At 72.7% G+C, this 14,665-nt stretch carries 15 protein-coding genes; 8 read left to right on the top strand and 7 right to left on the bottom strand.

Features of this window, described 5'->3' with window-relative positions:
* Positions 1–39 precede the first annotated feature (39 nt).
* Both serB and CMS_RS09705 read right to left on the bottom strand, forming a co-directional pair.
* Positions 40–738 (bottom strand): phosphoserine phosphatase SerB, encoded by a 699-nt coding sequence (serB, locus tag CMS_RS09710; RefSeq protein ID WP_012299292.1) that lies wholly within the window; start codon positions 736–738, stop codon positions 40–42.
* Positions 735–1,976, bottom strand: a complete 1,242-nt coding sequence (locus CMS_RS09705) for a glucose-1-phosphate adenylyltransferase (protein WP_012299291.1) — start codon at positions 1,974–1,976, stop codon at positions 735–737. The genes serB and CMS_RS09705 overlap by 4 nt, the downstream gene beginning before the upstream one ends.
* Before the next feature lie 46 nt (positions 1,977–2,022).
* Here CMS_RS09705 and glgA point away from each other — a divergent pair, with 46 nt between their 5' ends.
* From glgA to CMS_RS09690, 3 genes are all read left to right on the top strand, one after another.
* Complete coding sequence (gene glgA, locus CMS_RS09700) at positions 2,023–3,207, top strand: glycogen synthase (RefSeq protein WP_012299290.1); 1,185 nt, start codon at positions 2,023–2,025, stop codon at positions 3,205–3,207.
* Positions 3,208–3,294: 87 nt separating this feature from the next.
* The gene (locus tag CMS_RS09695; RefSeq protein WP_041464601.1) at positions 3,295–4,083 is read left to right on the top strand and encodes an ABC transporter ATP-binding protein; all 789 of its coding nucleotides are present in this window, start codon (positions 3,295–3,297) and stop codon (positions 4,081–4,083) included.
* Between the two features lie 129 nt (positions 4,084–4,212).
* Positions 4,213–4,470: a type B 50S ribosomal protein L31 gene (locus CMS_RS09690; protein WP_012299288.1), complete on the top strand. Its 258-nt coding sequence runs from the start codon at positions 4,213–4,215 to the stop codon at positions 4,468–4,470.
* Between the two features lie 107 nt (positions 4,471–4,577).
* On the opposite strand, the gene CMS_RS09685 is transcribed toward CMS_RS09690, so the two are convergent.
* Both CMS_RS09685 and treS read right to left on the bottom strand, forming a co-directional pair.
* The gene (locus tag CMS_RS09685) at positions 4,578–5,279 is read right to left on the bottom strand and encodes a 3'-5' exonuclease (RefSeq protein ID WP_012299287.1); all 702 of its coding nucleotides are present in this window, start codon (positions 5,277–5,279) and stop codon (positions 4,578–4,580) included.
* Between the two features lie 10 nt (positions 5,280–5,289).
* The gene (gene treS / locus CMS_RS09680) at positions 5,290–7,023 is read right to left on the bottom strand and encodes a maltose alpha-D-glucosyltransferase (protein ID WP_012299286.1); all 1,734 of its coding nucleotides are present in this window, start codon (positions 7,021–7,023) and stop codon (positions 5,290–5,292) included.
* 132 nt (positions 7,024–7,155) lie between these two features.
* On the opposite strand from treS, the gene CMS_RS09675 reads away from it, so the two are divergent.
* Entirely contained in the window at positions 7,156–8,052 is an 897-nt protein-coding gene (locus CMS_RS09675) for an alpha/beta fold hydrolase (protein WP_012299285.1), read from the top strand.
* The gene (locus CMS_RS09670; protein ID WP_012299284.1) at positions 8,049–9,143 is read left to right on the top strand and encodes a glycosyltransferase family 4 protein; all 1,095 of its coding nucleotides are present in this window, start codon (positions 8,049–8,051) and stop codon (positions 9,141–9,143) included. The genes CMS_RS09675 and CMS_RS09670 overlap by 4 nt, the downstream gene beginning before the upstream one ends.
* 63 nt (positions 9,144–9,206) lie before the next feature.
* Here CMS_RS09670 and CMS_RS09665 read toward each other — a convergent pair whose 3' ends face one another.
* Together CMS_RS09665 and CMS_RS09660 are read right to left on the bottom strand one after the other, a co-directional pair.
* On the bottom strand, positions 9,207–9,833 hold the full coding sequence (locus CMS_RS09665) for a histidine phosphatase family protein (protein WP_012299283.1): 627 nt from the start codon (positions 9,831–9,833) through the stop codon (positions 9,207–9,209).
* On the bottom strand, positions 9,830–10,684 hold the full coding sequence (locus CMS_RS09660) for a Sir2 family NAD-dependent protein deacetylase (protein ID WP_012299282.1): 855 nt from the start codon (positions 10,682–10,684) through the stop codon (positions 9,830–9,832). The genes CMS_RS09665 and CMS_RS09660 overlap by 4 nt, the downstream gene beginning before the upstream one ends.
* Before the next feature lie 156 nt (positions 10,685–10,840).
* On the opposite strand from CMS_RS09660, the gene CMS_RS09655 reads away from it, so the two are divergent.
* Together CMS_RS09655 and CMS_RS09650 are read left to right on the top strand one after the other, a co-directional pair.
* Positions 10,841–11,650 (top strand): TrmH family RNA methyltransferase, encoded by an 810-nt coding sequence (locus CMS_RS09655; protein ID WP_041464599.1) that lies wholly within the window; start codon positions 10,841–10,843, stop codon positions 11,648–11,650.
* A complete protein-coding gene (locus CMS_RS09650; RefSeq protein WP_012299280.1) occupies positions 11,647–12,861 on the top strand; it encodes a D-alanyl-D-alanine carboxypeptidase family protein in 1,215 nt (404 codons plus the stop codon). Before CMS_RS09655 ends, CMS_RS09650 begins: the two co-directional genes overlap by 4 nt.
* A gap of 16 nt (positions 12,862–12,877) precedes the next feature.
* On the opposite strand, the gene CMS_RS09645 is transcribed toward CMS_RS09650, so the two are convergent.
* Entirely contained in the window at positions 12,878–13,669 is a 792-nt protein-coding gene (locus tag CMS_RS09645; protein WP_012299279.1) for an SGNH/GDSL hydrolase family protein, read from the bottom strand.
* 124 nt (positions 13,670–13,793) lie between these two features.
* Here CMS_RS09645 and CMS_RS09640 point away from each other — a divergent pair, with 124 nt between their 5' ends.
* Complete coding sequence (locus tag CMS_RS09640) at positions 13,794–14,645, top strand: VOC family protein (protein ID WP_012299278.1); 852 nt, start codon at positions 13,794–13,796, stop codon at positions 14,643–14,645.
* Positions 14,646–14,665 lie beyond the last annotated feature (20 nt).

Genomic DNA, 14,665 nt, shown 5'->3' with positions numbered 1-14,665 from the left:
GGGGGCGCGTCGGATCGCGGCGCGTCGGGTCGGGTCGCGTCAGCGCGGCAGGCCGAGGAGCGCCAGCACCTGCGCTAGGTCCCGGCGGTCGATGCACACGTCGGCGCGCCGGCGGACGGCGGGCTTCGCGTCGAACGCGACCGCGAGGCCGGCGACGTGCATCATCTCGAGGTCGTTGGCACCGTCGCCGACCGCCACGACGCGGGCCAGCGGGATCCCGAGGTCGCGGCTCCACTCCTCGACGGCAGCGCGCTTCGCGTCGGCGTCGATGACCGGTCCCGAGACGCGTCCGGTGAGGCGCCCCTCGGTCGTCTCCAGCCGGTTGGCGCGCCAGAGGTCGAGCCCGAGGCGCTCGGCCAGCGGATCCAGCAGCTCGTGGAAGCCGCCCGACACGACGGCGACGACGTGGCCGGCCTCGTGCAGCCCCTGGATCATGCGCGCGGCGCCGGGCGTGACCCGGATCCGCGCCCCGACCTGCGCGTGCACCGAGACCGGCAGGCCGGCCAGCGTCGCGACCCGCGAGCGCAGGCTCTCCGCGAAGTCGAGCTCTCCGCGCATCGCCCGCTCGGTGACGGCGGCGACCTCCTCGAGCGAGCCCGCCTCGGCGGCGAGCAGCTCGATCGCCTCGTCCTCGATCAGGGTCGAGTCCACGTCGAGCACCACGAGCATGCGCGGGAGGGCGCGGGCGACGAGCGGCGCCGGCGTGGTGGTCGTCGTCAGCGTGCTGGGGGCGCTCACGGGGTGACGCGCACGCCCTTGCCCACGACGGTGATGCCGCCGTCGGTCACGGTGTAGCCACGGGCGCGGTCGCGGTCGTGGTCGACCCCGACCGTGGCGCCGGGCTCGACCTCGACGTCCTTGTCGAGGATCGCGCGGCTGATCACCGCACCCGCCCCGATGTGGACCTTGTCGAACACGATCGAGTCGACGATGCGGGCGCCCGACTCCGCGATGACCCACGGGCCGAGCACGCTGCGCTCGACGTGGGCGCCGCTGATGACGCCGCCGAGCGAGGTGATGGAGTCGATCATCGTGCCCGTGTTGCCCTGCGCGTCGCGGACGAACTTCGCGGGAGGGCTGTTGAGCTGCTGGCTGAAGATCGGCCAGTCCTTGTTGTAGAGGTTGAACACGGGCAGGGCCGAGATGAGGTCCTGGTGCGCGTCGAAGAACGACTCGATGGTGCCGACGTCGCGCCAGTAGTACCGGTCGCGGTCGTTGGCGCCCGGCACCTCGTTGCGGTTGAGGTCGTAGACGCCGGCGTTGCCCTGCTCGACGAACCACGGGACGATGTCGCCGCCCATGTCGTGCGCCGACTCCGCGTTCTCGCCGTCGCGGCGGACGGCGTCGATGAGCTGGTCCGTGTCGAAGACGTAGTTGCCCATGGAGGCCAGCACCTCGCCGGGGGAGTCGTCGAGGCCCTGCGGGTCCTTCGGCTTCTCGAGGAAGGCGCGGATCTGGTACGGGTTCGCGGGATCCACGTCGATGACGCCGAACTGGTCCGCCAGCTCGATGGGCTGGCGGATGGCCGCGACCGTGGCGCCGTGGCCGGATGCGATGTGCGCGTCGATCATCTGGCTGAAGTCCATGCGGTAGACGTGGTCGGCGCCGACCACGACGACGATGTCGGGCTTCTCGTCGTTGATGAGGTTGAGGCTCTGGAGGATCGCGTCGGCCGAGCCGCTGAACCACCGCTTGCCGAGGCGCTGCTGCGCGGGCACCGAGGCGATGTAGGAGTTGAGCATCTGGTTGAGGCGCCAGGTCTGCGACACGTGGCGGTCGAGCGAGTGCGACTTGTACTGCGTCAGCACGACGATCTGCGTGAGCCCCGAGTTGATGAGGTTGGAGAGCGCGAAGTCGATGAGCCGGTACTGCCCGCCGAACGGGACGGCGGGCTTCGCTCGGTCCGCGGTGAGGGGCATGAGCCGCTTGCCCTCGCCGCCGGCGAGCACGATTCCAAAGATCTTCTTCGATGCCATTGCTCCAGCGTAGATGCACGTCGGGGCATGTACTAGCGTTCGACCAATGCGAGCAGACGTGATCACCAAGGAGTATCCGCCCGAGGTCTACGGGGGTGCCGGCGTCCATGTCACGGAGCTCGTCAAGGCCATGCGGCAGCGGACCGAGGTCGTCGTCCGCGCGTTCGGGGCGCCCCGCGAGGAGCCCGGCGTCTTCTCCTACCCCGTCCCGGCGGAGCTCGCGGGCGCCAACGCGACGCTGCAGACGATGGCCGTCGACCTCGCCATCGCGAGCGACGTCGCGGGCGCCGACGTCGTCCACTCGCACACCTGGTACGCGAACCACGCGGGCCACGTCGCGTCGATGCTGCACGGGATTCCGCACGTCGTCACCGCGCACAGCCTCGAGCCGCTGCGCCCCTGGAAGGCCGAGCAGCTGGGCGGCGGCTACCGCGTCTCCAGCTGGATCGAGCGCACCGCGTACGAGGCGGCGGACGCCGTCATCGCCGTGAGCGACGGCATGAAGCGCGACATCCTCCGCTCCTACCCGGCCCTCGACGAGGCCCGGGTGCACACGGTCTACAACGGCATCGACCTCGAGTCGTGGAAGCCCGTGCACGACGACGAGCTCGTGCGCTCGCTCGGCATCGACCCGTCGCGGCCCTCGGTCGTGTTCGTCGGCCGGATCACCCGCCAGAAGGGCCTGCCCTACCTGCTGCGTGCGGCCGCGCTGCTTCCCGCAGACGTGCAGATGGTGCTGTGCGCGGGTGCGCCCGACACCCCGCAGATCATGGAGGAGGTCACGGCCCTCGTCCGCGGCCTGCAGGAGGGGCGCTCCGGCGTGGTGTGGATCGACCGCCTCCTGCCGCGACGCGAGCTGTCCGCCGTGCTCACCGCCGCCACTGTCTTCGTCTGCCCGTCGGTATACGAGCCGCTCGGCATCGTGAACCTCGAGGCCATGGCCTGCGGCGCTCCCGTCGTCGGCACCGCGACGGGCGGGATCCCGGAGGTCGTCGACGACGGCGTCACCGGCCGCCTCGTCCCCATCGACCAGGCGACCGATGGCACGGGCACGCCCACCGACCCCGAGCGCTTCGTCCGCGACCTCGCCGCGACCCTCACCGAGGTGGTTCAGGACCCGGGGACCGCGATGCGCATGGGCGAGGCGGGGCTCGTGCGCGCCGAGCGGGAGTTCGGGTGGGACCGCATCGCCCGCCAGACCGAGGCGATCTACGCGTCGATCCTGCGCTGATCGCCCGGCTCCGGGCCGCCGTCCGGTCCGCCCGGCGCATCCCACCGCCGGGCGGTGCCAGGGGTCCGGGCCGGTAGACTCGTGCGCATGAGCCACGTCCTCTCCCTGTCCGGAGTGTCCTTCGTCCGGAACGGGACGACCATCCTCGACCAGGTGGACTGGACGGTGGACGGCGACGAGCGCTGGGTCGTCCTCGGCCCGAACGGCGCGGGCAAGACGAGCCTCCTGCAGATCGCCTCCGCCATGCAGCACCCGTCCTCCGGCACCGCGACGGTGCTCGACCACGAGCTCGGCCGCGTCGACGTGTTCGAGCTGCGCTCGCGCATCGGCTTCGCGTCCACCGCGATGGCCCGCCGCATCCCCGCCGACGAGACCGTGCTCGACGTGGTGCTCACCGCGGCGTACTCGGTCACCGGCCGCTGGAACGAGGACTACGAGGACATCGACGTGCGTCGCGCCCAGCGCGTCCTCGCCGAGTGGCGCCTCGGCCACCTCGAGCAGCGCCGCTTCGGCACGCTGAGCGACGGCGAGCAGAAGCGCGTGCAGATCGCGCGCTCGATCATGACCGACCCCGAGCTGCTGCTCCTCGACGAGCCGGCCGCGAGCCTCGACCTCGGCGCGCGCGAGGAGCTGCTGCAGCTGCTCGGCGGCTACGCGTCGGCCCCCGAGGCTCCCGGCATCGTCATGGTCACGCACCACGTGGAGGAGATCCCGCGTGGCTTCACGCACGGCCTCCTCCTGCGCGACGGCGCGGTCGTCGCGTCCGGTCCGCTCGGGGATGTGGTGACGGCCGAGAACCTCGGCCGCACCTTCGGCCTCGACCTCGAGGTCATGCAGGTCGACGGGCGCTTCACCGCCCGCGCCAGCCGCCGCTGATCCGCGCGCCGCTCCCGGCGCGCCGACCCGATCCTGGCACCCGTCTGGTAGACTCGTCCACTGGTCCGGTGAACATCCCGGGCACCCACGCTTCCCACGCAGACACCAGAAACGACGAAGGACACCCCGATGAAGACCGATATCCACCCCAAGTACGCCCCCGTCGTCTTCCGCGACCTCGCCTCCGGCGCGACCTTCCTCACGCGCTCCACCGTGAGCAGCTCCAAGACCATCGTCTGGGAGGACGGCAACGAGTACGCCGTCATCGACGTCGAGATCTCGAGCGAGTCGCACCCGTTCTACACGGGCAAGCAGCGCATCATGGACTCCGCGGGCCGCGTCGAGAAGTTCAACTCGCGCTACGCGGGCTTCGGCACCAAGAAGTAGCAGCCTCTCGCTGCAGCACGACGAAGGGCGCCCGGGTCAGGCCGGGCGCCCTTCGTCGTCCCGGGGCGCCGCGCTCGCGTCGGTAGCATCGCCCGGGGGGACCAGTCCTAGGCGCCGACGTGCCGCTCGGGCCAGGCGCCGGAGGTCGTGAAGGCGGGATCCCGCGTGCGCCGCATGTAGTCCTGGAAGCTCTCCGCCTGCACGCGCGACCAGTCGACCTGGCGGTCGTGCAGGTCGAGGACGGGGATGTCGAGCTGGTCGGCGTAGCGCCCCGCGATGGCCTGGGCGACCCGGCCGGCCGCGATGGCGTCCGCGCCCGCGTCGTGCGCGTCGTCGAGCCGGACGCCGTAGTGCTCGGCGGCGACGGACAGGGTGCGCTTGCCGCGGCGGTAGGTGTCCACGGCCTTGTCGATGACGAGCGGGTCGATGACGGGGCCGGTGTCGCGCAGCGGCTCGACCCCGTGGCGCACGGCCTCGCGGTTGAGGAGCGTGAGGTCGTAGGGCGCGTTGTAGACGACGAGCGCGAGACCGCGCGCGAACATCTCGCGGATGGTGGTGACGATCTCGAGGACGACCGCGCCGGCGTCGCGACCCTCGGCCCGGGCGCGCTCCGTCGTGACGCCGTGGATGGCCGCTGCGCCCGCGGGGATCTCGACGCCGGGATCCGCGAGCCAGTCGTGCCGCTCGACGACCTCGCCCTGTGCGTCGAGCACGACGATGCACGCCGTGACGATGCGCGCGGTCTCGACGTCCACCCCCGTCGTCTCGAGGTCGAACGAGGCCAGGGTGTCGTGCCAGCGGGAGCTCATCCTGTAGATGCTACGGGCGACCGCCGATGGTGGGCGCACCCATGTGCAGCCAGTAGAAGCTCTGCGTCGCGAGCGTCAGCGTGAGGCGTCCGTCGTTGCCGACCGTCGGGAAGACGCCGCCGCCGAAGAGGTCGTACAGCTGGGATCCCGCGAAGTCGGACGCGTCGATCGTGACCGAGACCGGGTTGTGCGCGAACGAGAACACGCACAGCACGTCCTCCGCGCGGTCGCCGAAGTGCGTGCCGCTGCCCTCGTAGGAGCGCACGAAGGCGAGGACGCTCTCGTGGTCGGTCGGCAGGACCGTGATGGTGCCCTGGCCGAAGACCGGGTGGGCCTTGCGGACGTGGATCACGTTCCGCACCCAGCGCAGCAGCGAGCGCGACTGCGCCAGCTGCGACTCCACGTTGATCTGCGCGTAGTTGTAGACGAGCGACTGCACGACGGGGAGGTAGAGCTTGCCCGGGTCGGCGGTCGAGAACCCGGCGTTGCGGTCGGGGGTCCACTGCATGGGCGTGCGCGAGGCGTCGCGGTCCGGCAGCCAGATGTTGTCGCCCATGCCGATCTCGTCGCCGTAGTAGAGGAACGGGCTGCCGGGCAGGGAGAACAGGAGCGCGTGCACGAGCTCGAGCTCGGCGCGCGAGTTGTCGAGGAGCGGGGCCAGGCGGCGCCGGATGCCGATGTTGACGCGCATCCGCGGGTCGTAGGCGTACCAGCCGTACATCGCCTGGCGGTACTCCTCGCTCACCATCTCGAGCGTGAGCTCGTCGTGGTTGCGGAGGAAGACGCCCCATGCGGCGCCCTCCGGGATATCGAACGTCTCGCCCATGATCCGCTTCAGCTCGTCCGCGGTCTGCGAGCGGAGGGAGTAGAAGATGCGCGGCATGATCGGGAAGTCGAACGCCATGTGGCACTCGGGCTCCTCCTCGGTGCCGAGGAACGCGGAGACCTCGCGGGGCCATTGGTTGGCCTCGGCGATGAGGATGCGGCCCGGGTACTCCTCGTCGACCATCGCGCGCAGGCGCTTGAGGAACTCGTGCGTGGCGGGCTCGCCCTCGCCGTTGCCCTCCTCGGTCTCGTAGAGGTAGGGGATCGCGTCGAGGCGCAGGCCGTCGACGCCCATGTCGAGCCAGTGGCGGATGACCCCGTAGATCGCCTCGTGCACCTTCGGGTTGTCGAAGTTAAGGTCGGGCTGGTGCGAGAAGAATCGGTGGAAGAAGAACTGGCGGCGCACCGGGTCGAAGGTCCAGTTGGACTCCTCGGTGTCGACGAAGATGACGCGGATGTCCTCGTACTTCTCGTCGGTGTCGCTCCAGACGTAGAAGTCGCCGTAGGGGCCCTCCGGGTCGGACCGGGACTGCTGGAACCACTCGTGCTGGTCGGAGGTGTGGTTCATCACGAGGTCGATGACGATGCGCATGTTGCGCTCGTGCGACTTGGTGACGAGCTCCTTGAAGTCGTCGAGGGTGCCGAACTCGGGGAGCACGGCCATGTAGTCGCTGATGTCGTAACCGCCGTCGCGGAGGGGCGACTGGAAGAAGGGCGGGAGCCACAGGCCGTCGATGCCGAGCCACTGCAGGTAGTCGAGCTTCGAGATGAGGCCCTGGATGTCGCCCGTGCCGTCGCCGTTCGAGTCGACGAACGAGCGGATCATCACCTCGTAGAAGACCGAGCGCTTGTACCACTGCTTGTCGAGGGTGAGGCCGGGCAGGGTGATGGGGGCGGTGAAGCTCACTGTTCTCCTCATGGGCCCGACGGGGGCGTCGACTCGGGGCGGGGATGCTCGCTCGCAACTCTAGGCGTAGGCGCGGGAGGCCGGGCGGGCGGAGCCCGGCGCGCCCGGGGGCGCCGGCGGCCCCCGCTCGTAGACTCGTCCCCGATGACCGTCCCCTCGCCCTACGCCGCCCAGCTCGACCGCATCCCCGTGGTCCGCCGAACCCTCGACCTCCTCGGGAGCCGCACCGCCTGGTGGGAGTACGGGCCGGCCGACGCCGCGCAGACGCTCGTCGTCGTGCACGGGTTCCGCGGGGACCACCACGGGCTGGAGCCGGTCGTGGCGCAGCTGCCGGGCGTGCGGATCCTCTCGCCCGACCTGCCCGGCTTCGGGGACTCGACGCCGCTCGTCGACGCCCGGCACGACATCCCCGGCTACTCCGCGTGGCTGCGCGCGTTCGTCGACGCGACCGGCACGGGGGACGCCACCGTGCTCGGCCACTCGTTCGGGTCGATCGTGGTCGCGGCGTCGCTCGCGGACGGCCTGCCGAGCCCGCGCGCGATCCTCGTGAACCCCATCGCGGCGCCCGCGCTCGAGGGGCCGCGGGGGATCCTGACCCGGCTCGCCGTGCTCTACTACCGCGCCGCCGCCGTGCTGCCCGAGCGCGCGGGCTTCGGCCTGCTGCGCAACCGCGCCATCGTGCGCGTGATGAGCGAGGCGATGGCGAAGACGCACGACCGGTCGCTCCGCCGGTGGATCAACGACCAGCACGACCGGTTCTTCAGCGCCTTCAGCGACCGCCGCGTCGTGCTCGAGGCGTTCCGCGCGTCGGTGTCGTCGGATGCCAGCACGTACGCGCCGCGCGTCGCCGTCCCCGTGCTGCTCGTGGCGGCCGAGCGCGACGACATCACTCCCGTCGCCGCGCAGCACCGGCTGCAGAGGCTCTTCGCGGACGCGCGGCTCGAGGTGATCCCGCGGGTCGGGCACCTCATCCACTACGAGACGCCCCGGGAGGCGGCCGCTGCCATCCGCCGGTTCCTGGACGAGGGGAGCGCGTCGTGAGGCTCGTGTTCGACTGCCGGTACACCCGCATCGGCCGGCACGACGGGATCAGCCGCTACGGCGCCGAGCTGGTCGCCCGGCTGGGCTCGCGCTTCGACGTGACCATGCTCATCAGCGACCACCGCCAGCTCGCGCTCCTGCCGGACCTGCCGTGGCAGCTGGTCAGCTCGCCGACCGGGCCCCGCGAGCCCTGGGTCGCGCGACGCGTCTCGCGCATGCGGCCCGACGTCGTCTACAGCCCCATGCAGACCATGGGCTCGCGGGGGCGCACCTACCCGCTCGTGCTCACGCTGCACGACCTCATCTACTACCGGCACCGGCGTCCGCCGCGCGACCTGCCCGCGCCCGTGCGCGCGATCTGGCGGGCGTTCCACCTCGCGTGGTGGCCGCAGCGGCTGCTGCTCGACCGGGCCGACGCGATCGTGACCGTGAGCGAGACGACGCGCGGCCTGATCCGCGCGCACCGGCTGACCACGCGGCCCGTGGTCGTCGTGCCGAACGCGGCGGAGCTCGCGGCGGCGCCCGACGGTCGCCCGGACGGTCCGCGCGACGCGCCCGCCGAGCGGACCCTCGTCTACATGGGCTCGTACATGCCGTACAAGAACGTCGAGACCCTCGTGCGCGCGGCCGACGACCTGCCCGACCACGAGCTGCACCTCATGAGCCGCATCGGGCCCGCCGAGCGCGAGCGCCTGGAGGCGATCGCGGACGGGGCGCGGCTCGTGTTCCGCGACGGGGCGAGCGACGCCGAGTACGCGTCCACCCTCCGCCGCGCGATGGCGCTCCTAACCGCGTCGCGCGACGAGGGCTTCGGGATCCCCGTGATCGAGGCGATGAGCGTCGGCCTCCCCGTGGTGGTCAGCGACATCCCGATCTTCCGCGAGATCGGCGGCGACGCGGCCGTGTACGTGGACCCGGACGACGCCGAGGGGTTCGCCGCGGCCGTGCGCGCGCTGGAGGACCCGCAGGAGTGGCGGCGGCGGTCGGCGGCGTGCATCGCCCGCGCCGTCGAGTACGACTGGGACCGGTCGGCCGAGGCGCTCGGCGACCTCCTCGAGCAGGTCGCCCGCACGGGGCGTCGCGGGGCCTGAGCCCGGCGGGGACACCGTCCGCCCGGCCGGGGGAGCGGCCGCGGCCCCGGCCGAGGCTCGGTCTCAGGCCCGGCGGGCCGGGTCGAGGTCGGCGATCGACCCGAGGTCCGCGATGCCGCCGAAGCGCAGCAGCGACAGCTCGCCGTCGACCACGCCGAACGTGTGCGTCGAGCCGTTCTCGATCATGGGACCCGGGCGGCCGACGAGCGACGCGTCGAGGCTGCGGGCGAGCGCCGCGATGACGCCGCCGTGCGACACGGCGATGATCGACCCGCCGGGGTGCCGCTCGGCGAGGCGGAGGAGCGCTGCTCCCGCGCGCTCGGTGACGGACTCCACGGTCTCGCGGCCGGGCACGTCGCCGTCCGGGAAGCGCGCCTCGATCTCCGTGTGGGTCAGGCCCTCCGCGAGGCCGTAGCGGCGCTCGGCCAGCGCAGGCTCCGGCAGCGGACCCGTCGTGGGCGCACCGCCGAGGGCGAGGTGCTCCGCGATGATCGACGCGGTCTCGAAGGCGCGGCTCAGCGGGCTCGCGTGCACCGCATCCCATCCCGCGCCGCCCTCCGCGAGCAGCGCGCCCGCGGTCGCGGCCTGCGCGCGGCCGGTGTCGTCGAGCGGGATGTCGCTGGATCCCTGCACGCGCCGCTCCACGTTCCACGCGGTGCGGCCGTGGCGGACGAGCACGATGCGCGTCACGACGCGAGCTCCGTCGCGATGGTGCGGAGGATCTCGCTCGTGCCGCCCTCGAGCCGCACCGTGGCCCGGGTGTCGCCCTTGGTGGTGCCGCGGTTGAGGATCACGATCGGCATGCGGCTCCTCCGCGCGATCTCCAGCAGGCGGATGCCGGAGTTGACCGCGAGGGACGACCCGGCGATGAGGAGCACGTCCGCGTCCGAGACGATGGCGCTCGCCTCGCGGAACCGCTCGGTGGGCACGAGCTCGCCGAAGAAGACCACGTCGGGCTTGAGCATGCCGCCGCAGACGCTGCAGACGGGGATGCGGAACCGGTCGACGTCGTGCACCTGCGCGTCGCCGTCCGGGTTGAGCTCGACCGCGTCGGGCTGGTCGAGCCACGGGTTCTCGGCGCTGATGCGGTCGGCGATCGCGGAGCGCGCGTAGGCCTGGCCGCAGTCGAGGCAGAGGACCCGGTCGAGCGAGCCGTGCAGGTCGACCACCCGCCGGGATCCGGCGCGCTCGTGCAGGCCGTCCACGTTCTGCGTGACGAGACCGCCCACGACGCCGGCGGCCTCGAGGTCGGCGAGCGCCGCGTGCCCGTCGTTGGGCCGGGCCGAGCTGAAGGCCTTCCAGCCGAGGTGCCCGCCCGCCCAGTAGCGGCGGCGGAAGTCGTCGCCCTCGCTGCGGAACTGCTGGAAGGTCATGGGGTTGCGCTTCGGGGCGCCCTCGCCGCGGTAGTCGGGGATGCCCGAGTCGGTGCTGAGGCCGGCGCCCGTGAGGACGGCGGTGCGGCGGCCGCGCATCAGCTCGACCGCCTCGACGATCGTCGACCCCGCGGGGGGTCGGGGATCGTCACGGAGAGCGGTGCTCATGGGGCCTCCCGGTGCCGAGCTGGCGCCGTGCCATGTCGGCGGGCGGCGACGGGGCAGGGCATCATTGTCCTGTCGAGTCTAGACAGCGCATCCCCGCGACGGCACCGCGCGATGAGGCTCCGCACCCGCGACGGGGCGGACGGAGGAAGGACCGGCGTGCACATCCACCGCATCGAGGACCTCTCCTCTCCGGGCCTCGAGGACTACTCGCGGCTCACCGACGTGGCCCTCCGTCGTGTGAGCGAGCCCGCGGGCGGCCTCTACATCGCCGAGTCGACCAAGGTCATGGGCCGCGCGCTCGCCGCGGGGCACGTGCCGCGCTCGGTGCTCGTGCAGGAGCAGTGGCTCGACGACGTCGCGCCGCTCCTCGAGGGCTTCCCCGACGTGCCCGTCTTCGTCGGCGCGGCCGCCGTGCTCGAGCGGCTCACCGGCTACAACCTGCACCGCGGAGCGCTCGCGGCCATGCACCGTCCGCCGCTGCCCGCGGTCGCCGACGTCCTGCGGGACGCGCGCCGGGTGGTCGTGCTGGAGGACATCGTCGACCACACGAACGTCGGCGCGATCTTCCGCGCGGTGGCGGGCATCGGCGCCGACGCCGTGCTGATCACCCCGCGCTGCGCCGACCCGCTCTACCGGCGGAGCGTGCGCGTCAGCATGGGCACCGTGCTGCAGGTGCCGTGGACCCGTCTGCCCGAGTGGTCGGAGGCGGCGCCGCTCCTGCACGAGGCCGGCTTCCACCTCGCCGCGCTCGCCCTGGAGGACGATGCGGTCACCCTCGACGCCTTCGCGGCGGATGCGCCCGAGCGGATCGCGCTCGTGCTCGGCACCGAGGGCGACGGCCTCAGCCGCCACGCGCTCCGCCACGCGGACTCGACCGTCGTGATCCCCATGCTGCACGGCGTCGACTCGCTCAACGTGGCCGCGGCGAGCGCCGTCGCGCTCTACGCGCTGCGGGTCCCCGCGTGAGCCGCGTCCGCCGCGTCACCCTGGCCGGCGTCGCCGCGGCGCTCATCGTCTCCGCGGGTGTGTACGTCCCCGTCACCCTCACGGCGGATCCGCCCGCCGCGGTCGCCCAGGTCGACGCCCCGTCGCCCGTCGTCAACGTCCCCACGCCCGAGAGCTGGCCGGCCGATGGCGTCTCCGCCGTCGGCGCCATCGGGTTCGACGGCGTCCTCGCGACGAACGAGGCCGCGCCCGTGTCCCGGCCGATGGCGAGCATCACCAAGACCGTGACGGCCCTCGTCGTGCTGGAGGCGAAGCCGCTCGCGCCCGGCGAGGACGGGCCGCAGGTCACCTTCACCGCCGAGGACGAGGCGCTCCGCGGCGAGATCCTCAAGCAGGACGGGATCGTCGAGCCCGCCGTGCCGGGCACGAGCCTCTCGCAGCGGGACCTCCTGGAGGGCGCCCTGCTCGCGAGCGCCAACAACTACGCGGCGGCGCTCGGGGTCTGGGCGTACGGCTCGAACGACGCCTTCGTCGCGGCCGCGAACGCCTGGCTCGCCGACCAGGGCCTCACAGGCACGCACGTCGCGGACGCGATGGGCCTCTCGCCCGAGACCGTGAGCACGACGGCCGACCTCGTCCGCATCGGCGAGATGGTGCTCGCCGACCCGGTGCTCTCGGGCATCGTCGACCAGCGCAGCGCCGACGTGGCGGGGGTGGGGACCGTGGAGAACCGCAACATGCTCGCGGACGTCCCCGGGTTCCGCGGCATCAAGACCGGCACGCTCGAGCAGGCGGGCAAGTGCCTGCTCTGGGCGGTGGACACGAAGGTCGGCGACCGGGACGTGACCCTGGTGGGCGTGACCCTCGGCGCGCGGGACCACGCGGAGCTCGCCAGGCAGGTGACGGCGCTGCTGCCGACGGTCACGGCGAACCTGCACGTCGTGCAGGTGGCCACGGCGGGGGAGCCGTTCGCCGACTACACGACCGCATGGGGCGCGACCGCCCAGGCCGTCGCCGGCGAGGACGAGTCGCTGCTCGTGTGGGGCGACACGCCCGTGACGACGACGGTCGAGGCATCCGGATCCGGGGAGGCCCCCGCCGGCACCGCGGTCGGCACGGCCACGGTCACGGCCGGGCAGCAGACGGTGCGGGTGCCGCTGGCGCTCGACCGCGCGATCCCGGGCCCCGACGGCTGGTGGCGCCTGGGCAACCCGGGCGAGCTGCTCGGCTGACGGATCTGGCGGGCGCTCAGCTCCCGGCGTCGACGCGCGTCCACGGCGACGCGTCCGGCCGCTTGGCCGTGCGTCCGTCGCCCGAGGATTGGTGGCGGAGGCGCCGCAGCACCCACGGCACGAAGTACGAGCGCGCCCAGTCGATGTCGCCGGCGCGCGCCTGGCTCCAGATGCGCTGCGGCAGCGGCTCGGGCTTCAAGGGCTCCAGGTCGTTCTCCACGGCGAGCGCCTGCAGCACCATGCGCGCCACGGTGTGGTGGCCGAGCGGCGCGAGGTGCAGCCGGTCGACGTCCCACATGCGCGGATCCTGGATCTCGGTGAGCGCCCACTGGTCGGCCACGATGCAGTCGTGCCGGGCGGCGACCGCGCGGATGTCCTCGTTGTAGATCGCGACCTTGCCGCGCAGTCGGCCGAAGACGGGGGAGAACCTCACGTCGGTGCCGGTGAACAGCACCACGGTCGCGCCCTCGGAGGAGAGCCGGGCGACCATGCCGTCGAGGCGCTCCGCGAGGCGGTCGGGGTCTGCGCCGGGCCGGAGGATGTCGTTGCCGCCCGCCGAGAGCGAGACGAGGTCGGGGTGCAGCGCGAGCGCCGGCTCGACCTGCTCGTCGGCGATCTGCCCGAGCAGCCGCCCGCGGATGGCGAGGTTCGCGTAGGCGAACCCCTCGACCTGCTCGGCCAGCACCTCGGCCACGCGGTCGGCCCAGCCCCGGTGCCCGCCGGGGCTCCCCGGCTCGGGATCGCCGATGCCCTCCGTGAAGGAGTCGCCGAGGGCGACGTAGCGGCGCCAGGGGTGGGGCTCGGTCATGTGGATCCTTCCGGGTAGGGCCTTCCCATCATAGGAAGGCGTCCGGACGCCACCGGGAATGCCCGTCCGTGCACAATGGTTGAGAGTTCAACAAGCCCGTGAACGACCCGACGAACGAGGACCCATGCCCGACCTGCTCTCCGCCGCCACGACCATGGGCCCCGTGACCCTGCTGGTCGGCGACCTCGACCGCATGACCGCCTACTACCGCGACGCCGTCGGGCTCGAGCAGCTCGACGAGGGTGCCGAGTCCACGACGCTCGGACGCGGTGGCGTCCCCGCCGTCGTCCTCGAGCCCGCGCGCGGCCACGACCTCCCGAGCCCGGGGAACGCGGGCCTCTTCCACACCGCCGTGCTCTTCGACGAGCCCGCCGCGCTCGCCCGCTCCGTCGCCTCGGTCGCCCGGCGTGCGCCCGGCACCTACACCGGCAGCGCCGACCACCTCGTCAGCCGCGCCTTCTACTTCACCGACCCCGAGGGCAACGGCGTCGAGCTCTACACCGACCGTCCCCGCGACGAGTGGACGTGGCAGGACGGCCACGTCGTCATGGACAGCCTGCGGCTCGACCCGAACGCGTTCCTCCGCGACGAGCTCGCGCCGGTCGACGACGCCGCGTCCGACGCGGCGGGGATCGGCCACGTGCACCTGCAGGTGGGCGACACGGAGACGGCGTCCGCGTTCTACGTCGACACCCTGGGCTTCGAGCTCGTGGCCGGCTGGCACGGATCCGCGATCTTCGTCTCCGCGGGCGGGTACCACCATCACATGGCGATGAACACCTGGAACAGCCGGGGCGCCGGGCGACGGCCCGCGACGCTCGGCCTCGGCACGGTGCGCATCGAGGTGCCGACGCGCGACGAGGTCGAGGCGGTGGACGCGCGCCTCCGGTCGGCGGGCGTCGCCACGCGCGACGACGGCCGTGCGCTCGCCTTCGAGGACCCGTGGGGCAACGCCCTGGTGCTGTCCGCCTCCTGAGCGCCGGTCGTCGGCGGGGC

Origin of the sequence: Clavibacter sepedonicus, from assembly GCF_000069225.1 — a bacterium.
GTDB lineage: Bacteria > Actinomycetota > Actinomycetes > Actinomycetales > Microbacteriaceae > Clavibacter > Clavibacter sepedonicus.
The sequence above is the reverse complement of the archived record's forward strand: the minus strand, read 5'-3'. Positions and strand labels throughout refer to the sequence as shown.

Bases quoted from the DNA above. Each gene is read 5' to 3' on its own strand.
- CMS_RS09645 (WP_012299279.1), bottom strand. From the start codon at position 13,669: ATGACCGAGCCCCACCCCTGGCGCCGCTACGTCGCCCTCGGCGACTCC.
- CMS_RS09685 (WP_012299287.1), bottom strand. From the start codon at position 5,279: ATGAGCTCCCGCTGGCACGACACCCTGGCCTCGTTCGACCTCGAGACG.
- CMS_RS09695 (WP_041464601.1), top strand. From the start codon at position 3,295: ATGAGCCACGTCCTCTCCCTGTCCGGAGTGTCCTTCGTCCGGAACGGG.
- CMS_RS09705 (WP_012299291.1), bottom strand. From the start codon at position 1,976: ATGGCATCGAAGAAGATCTTTGGAATCGTGCTCGCCGGCGGCGAGGGC.
- CMS_RS09640 (WP_012299278.1), top strand. From the start codon at position 13,794: ATGCCCGACCTGCTCTCCGCCGCCACGACCATGGGCCCCGTGACCCTG.
- CMS_RS09675 (WP_012299285.1), top strand. From the start codon at position 7,156: ATGACCGTCCCCTCGCCCTACGCCGCCCAGCTCGACCGCATCCCCGTG.
- CMS_RS09660 (WP_012299282.1), bottom strand. From the start codon at position 10,684: ATGAGCACCGCTCTCCGTGACGATCCCCGACCCCCCGCGGGGTCGACG.
- CMS_RS09690 (WP_012299288.1), top strand. From the start codon at position 4,213: ATGAAGACCGATATCCACCCCAAGTACGCCCCCGTCGTCTTCCGCGAC.
- treS (WP_012299286.1), bottom strand. From the start codon at position 7,023: ATGAGGAGAACAGTGAGCTTCACCGCCCCCATCACCCTGCCCGGCCTC.
- glgA (WP_012299290.1), top strand. From the start codon at position 2,023: ATGCGAGCAGACGTGATCACCAAGGAGTATCCGCCCGAGGTCTACGGG.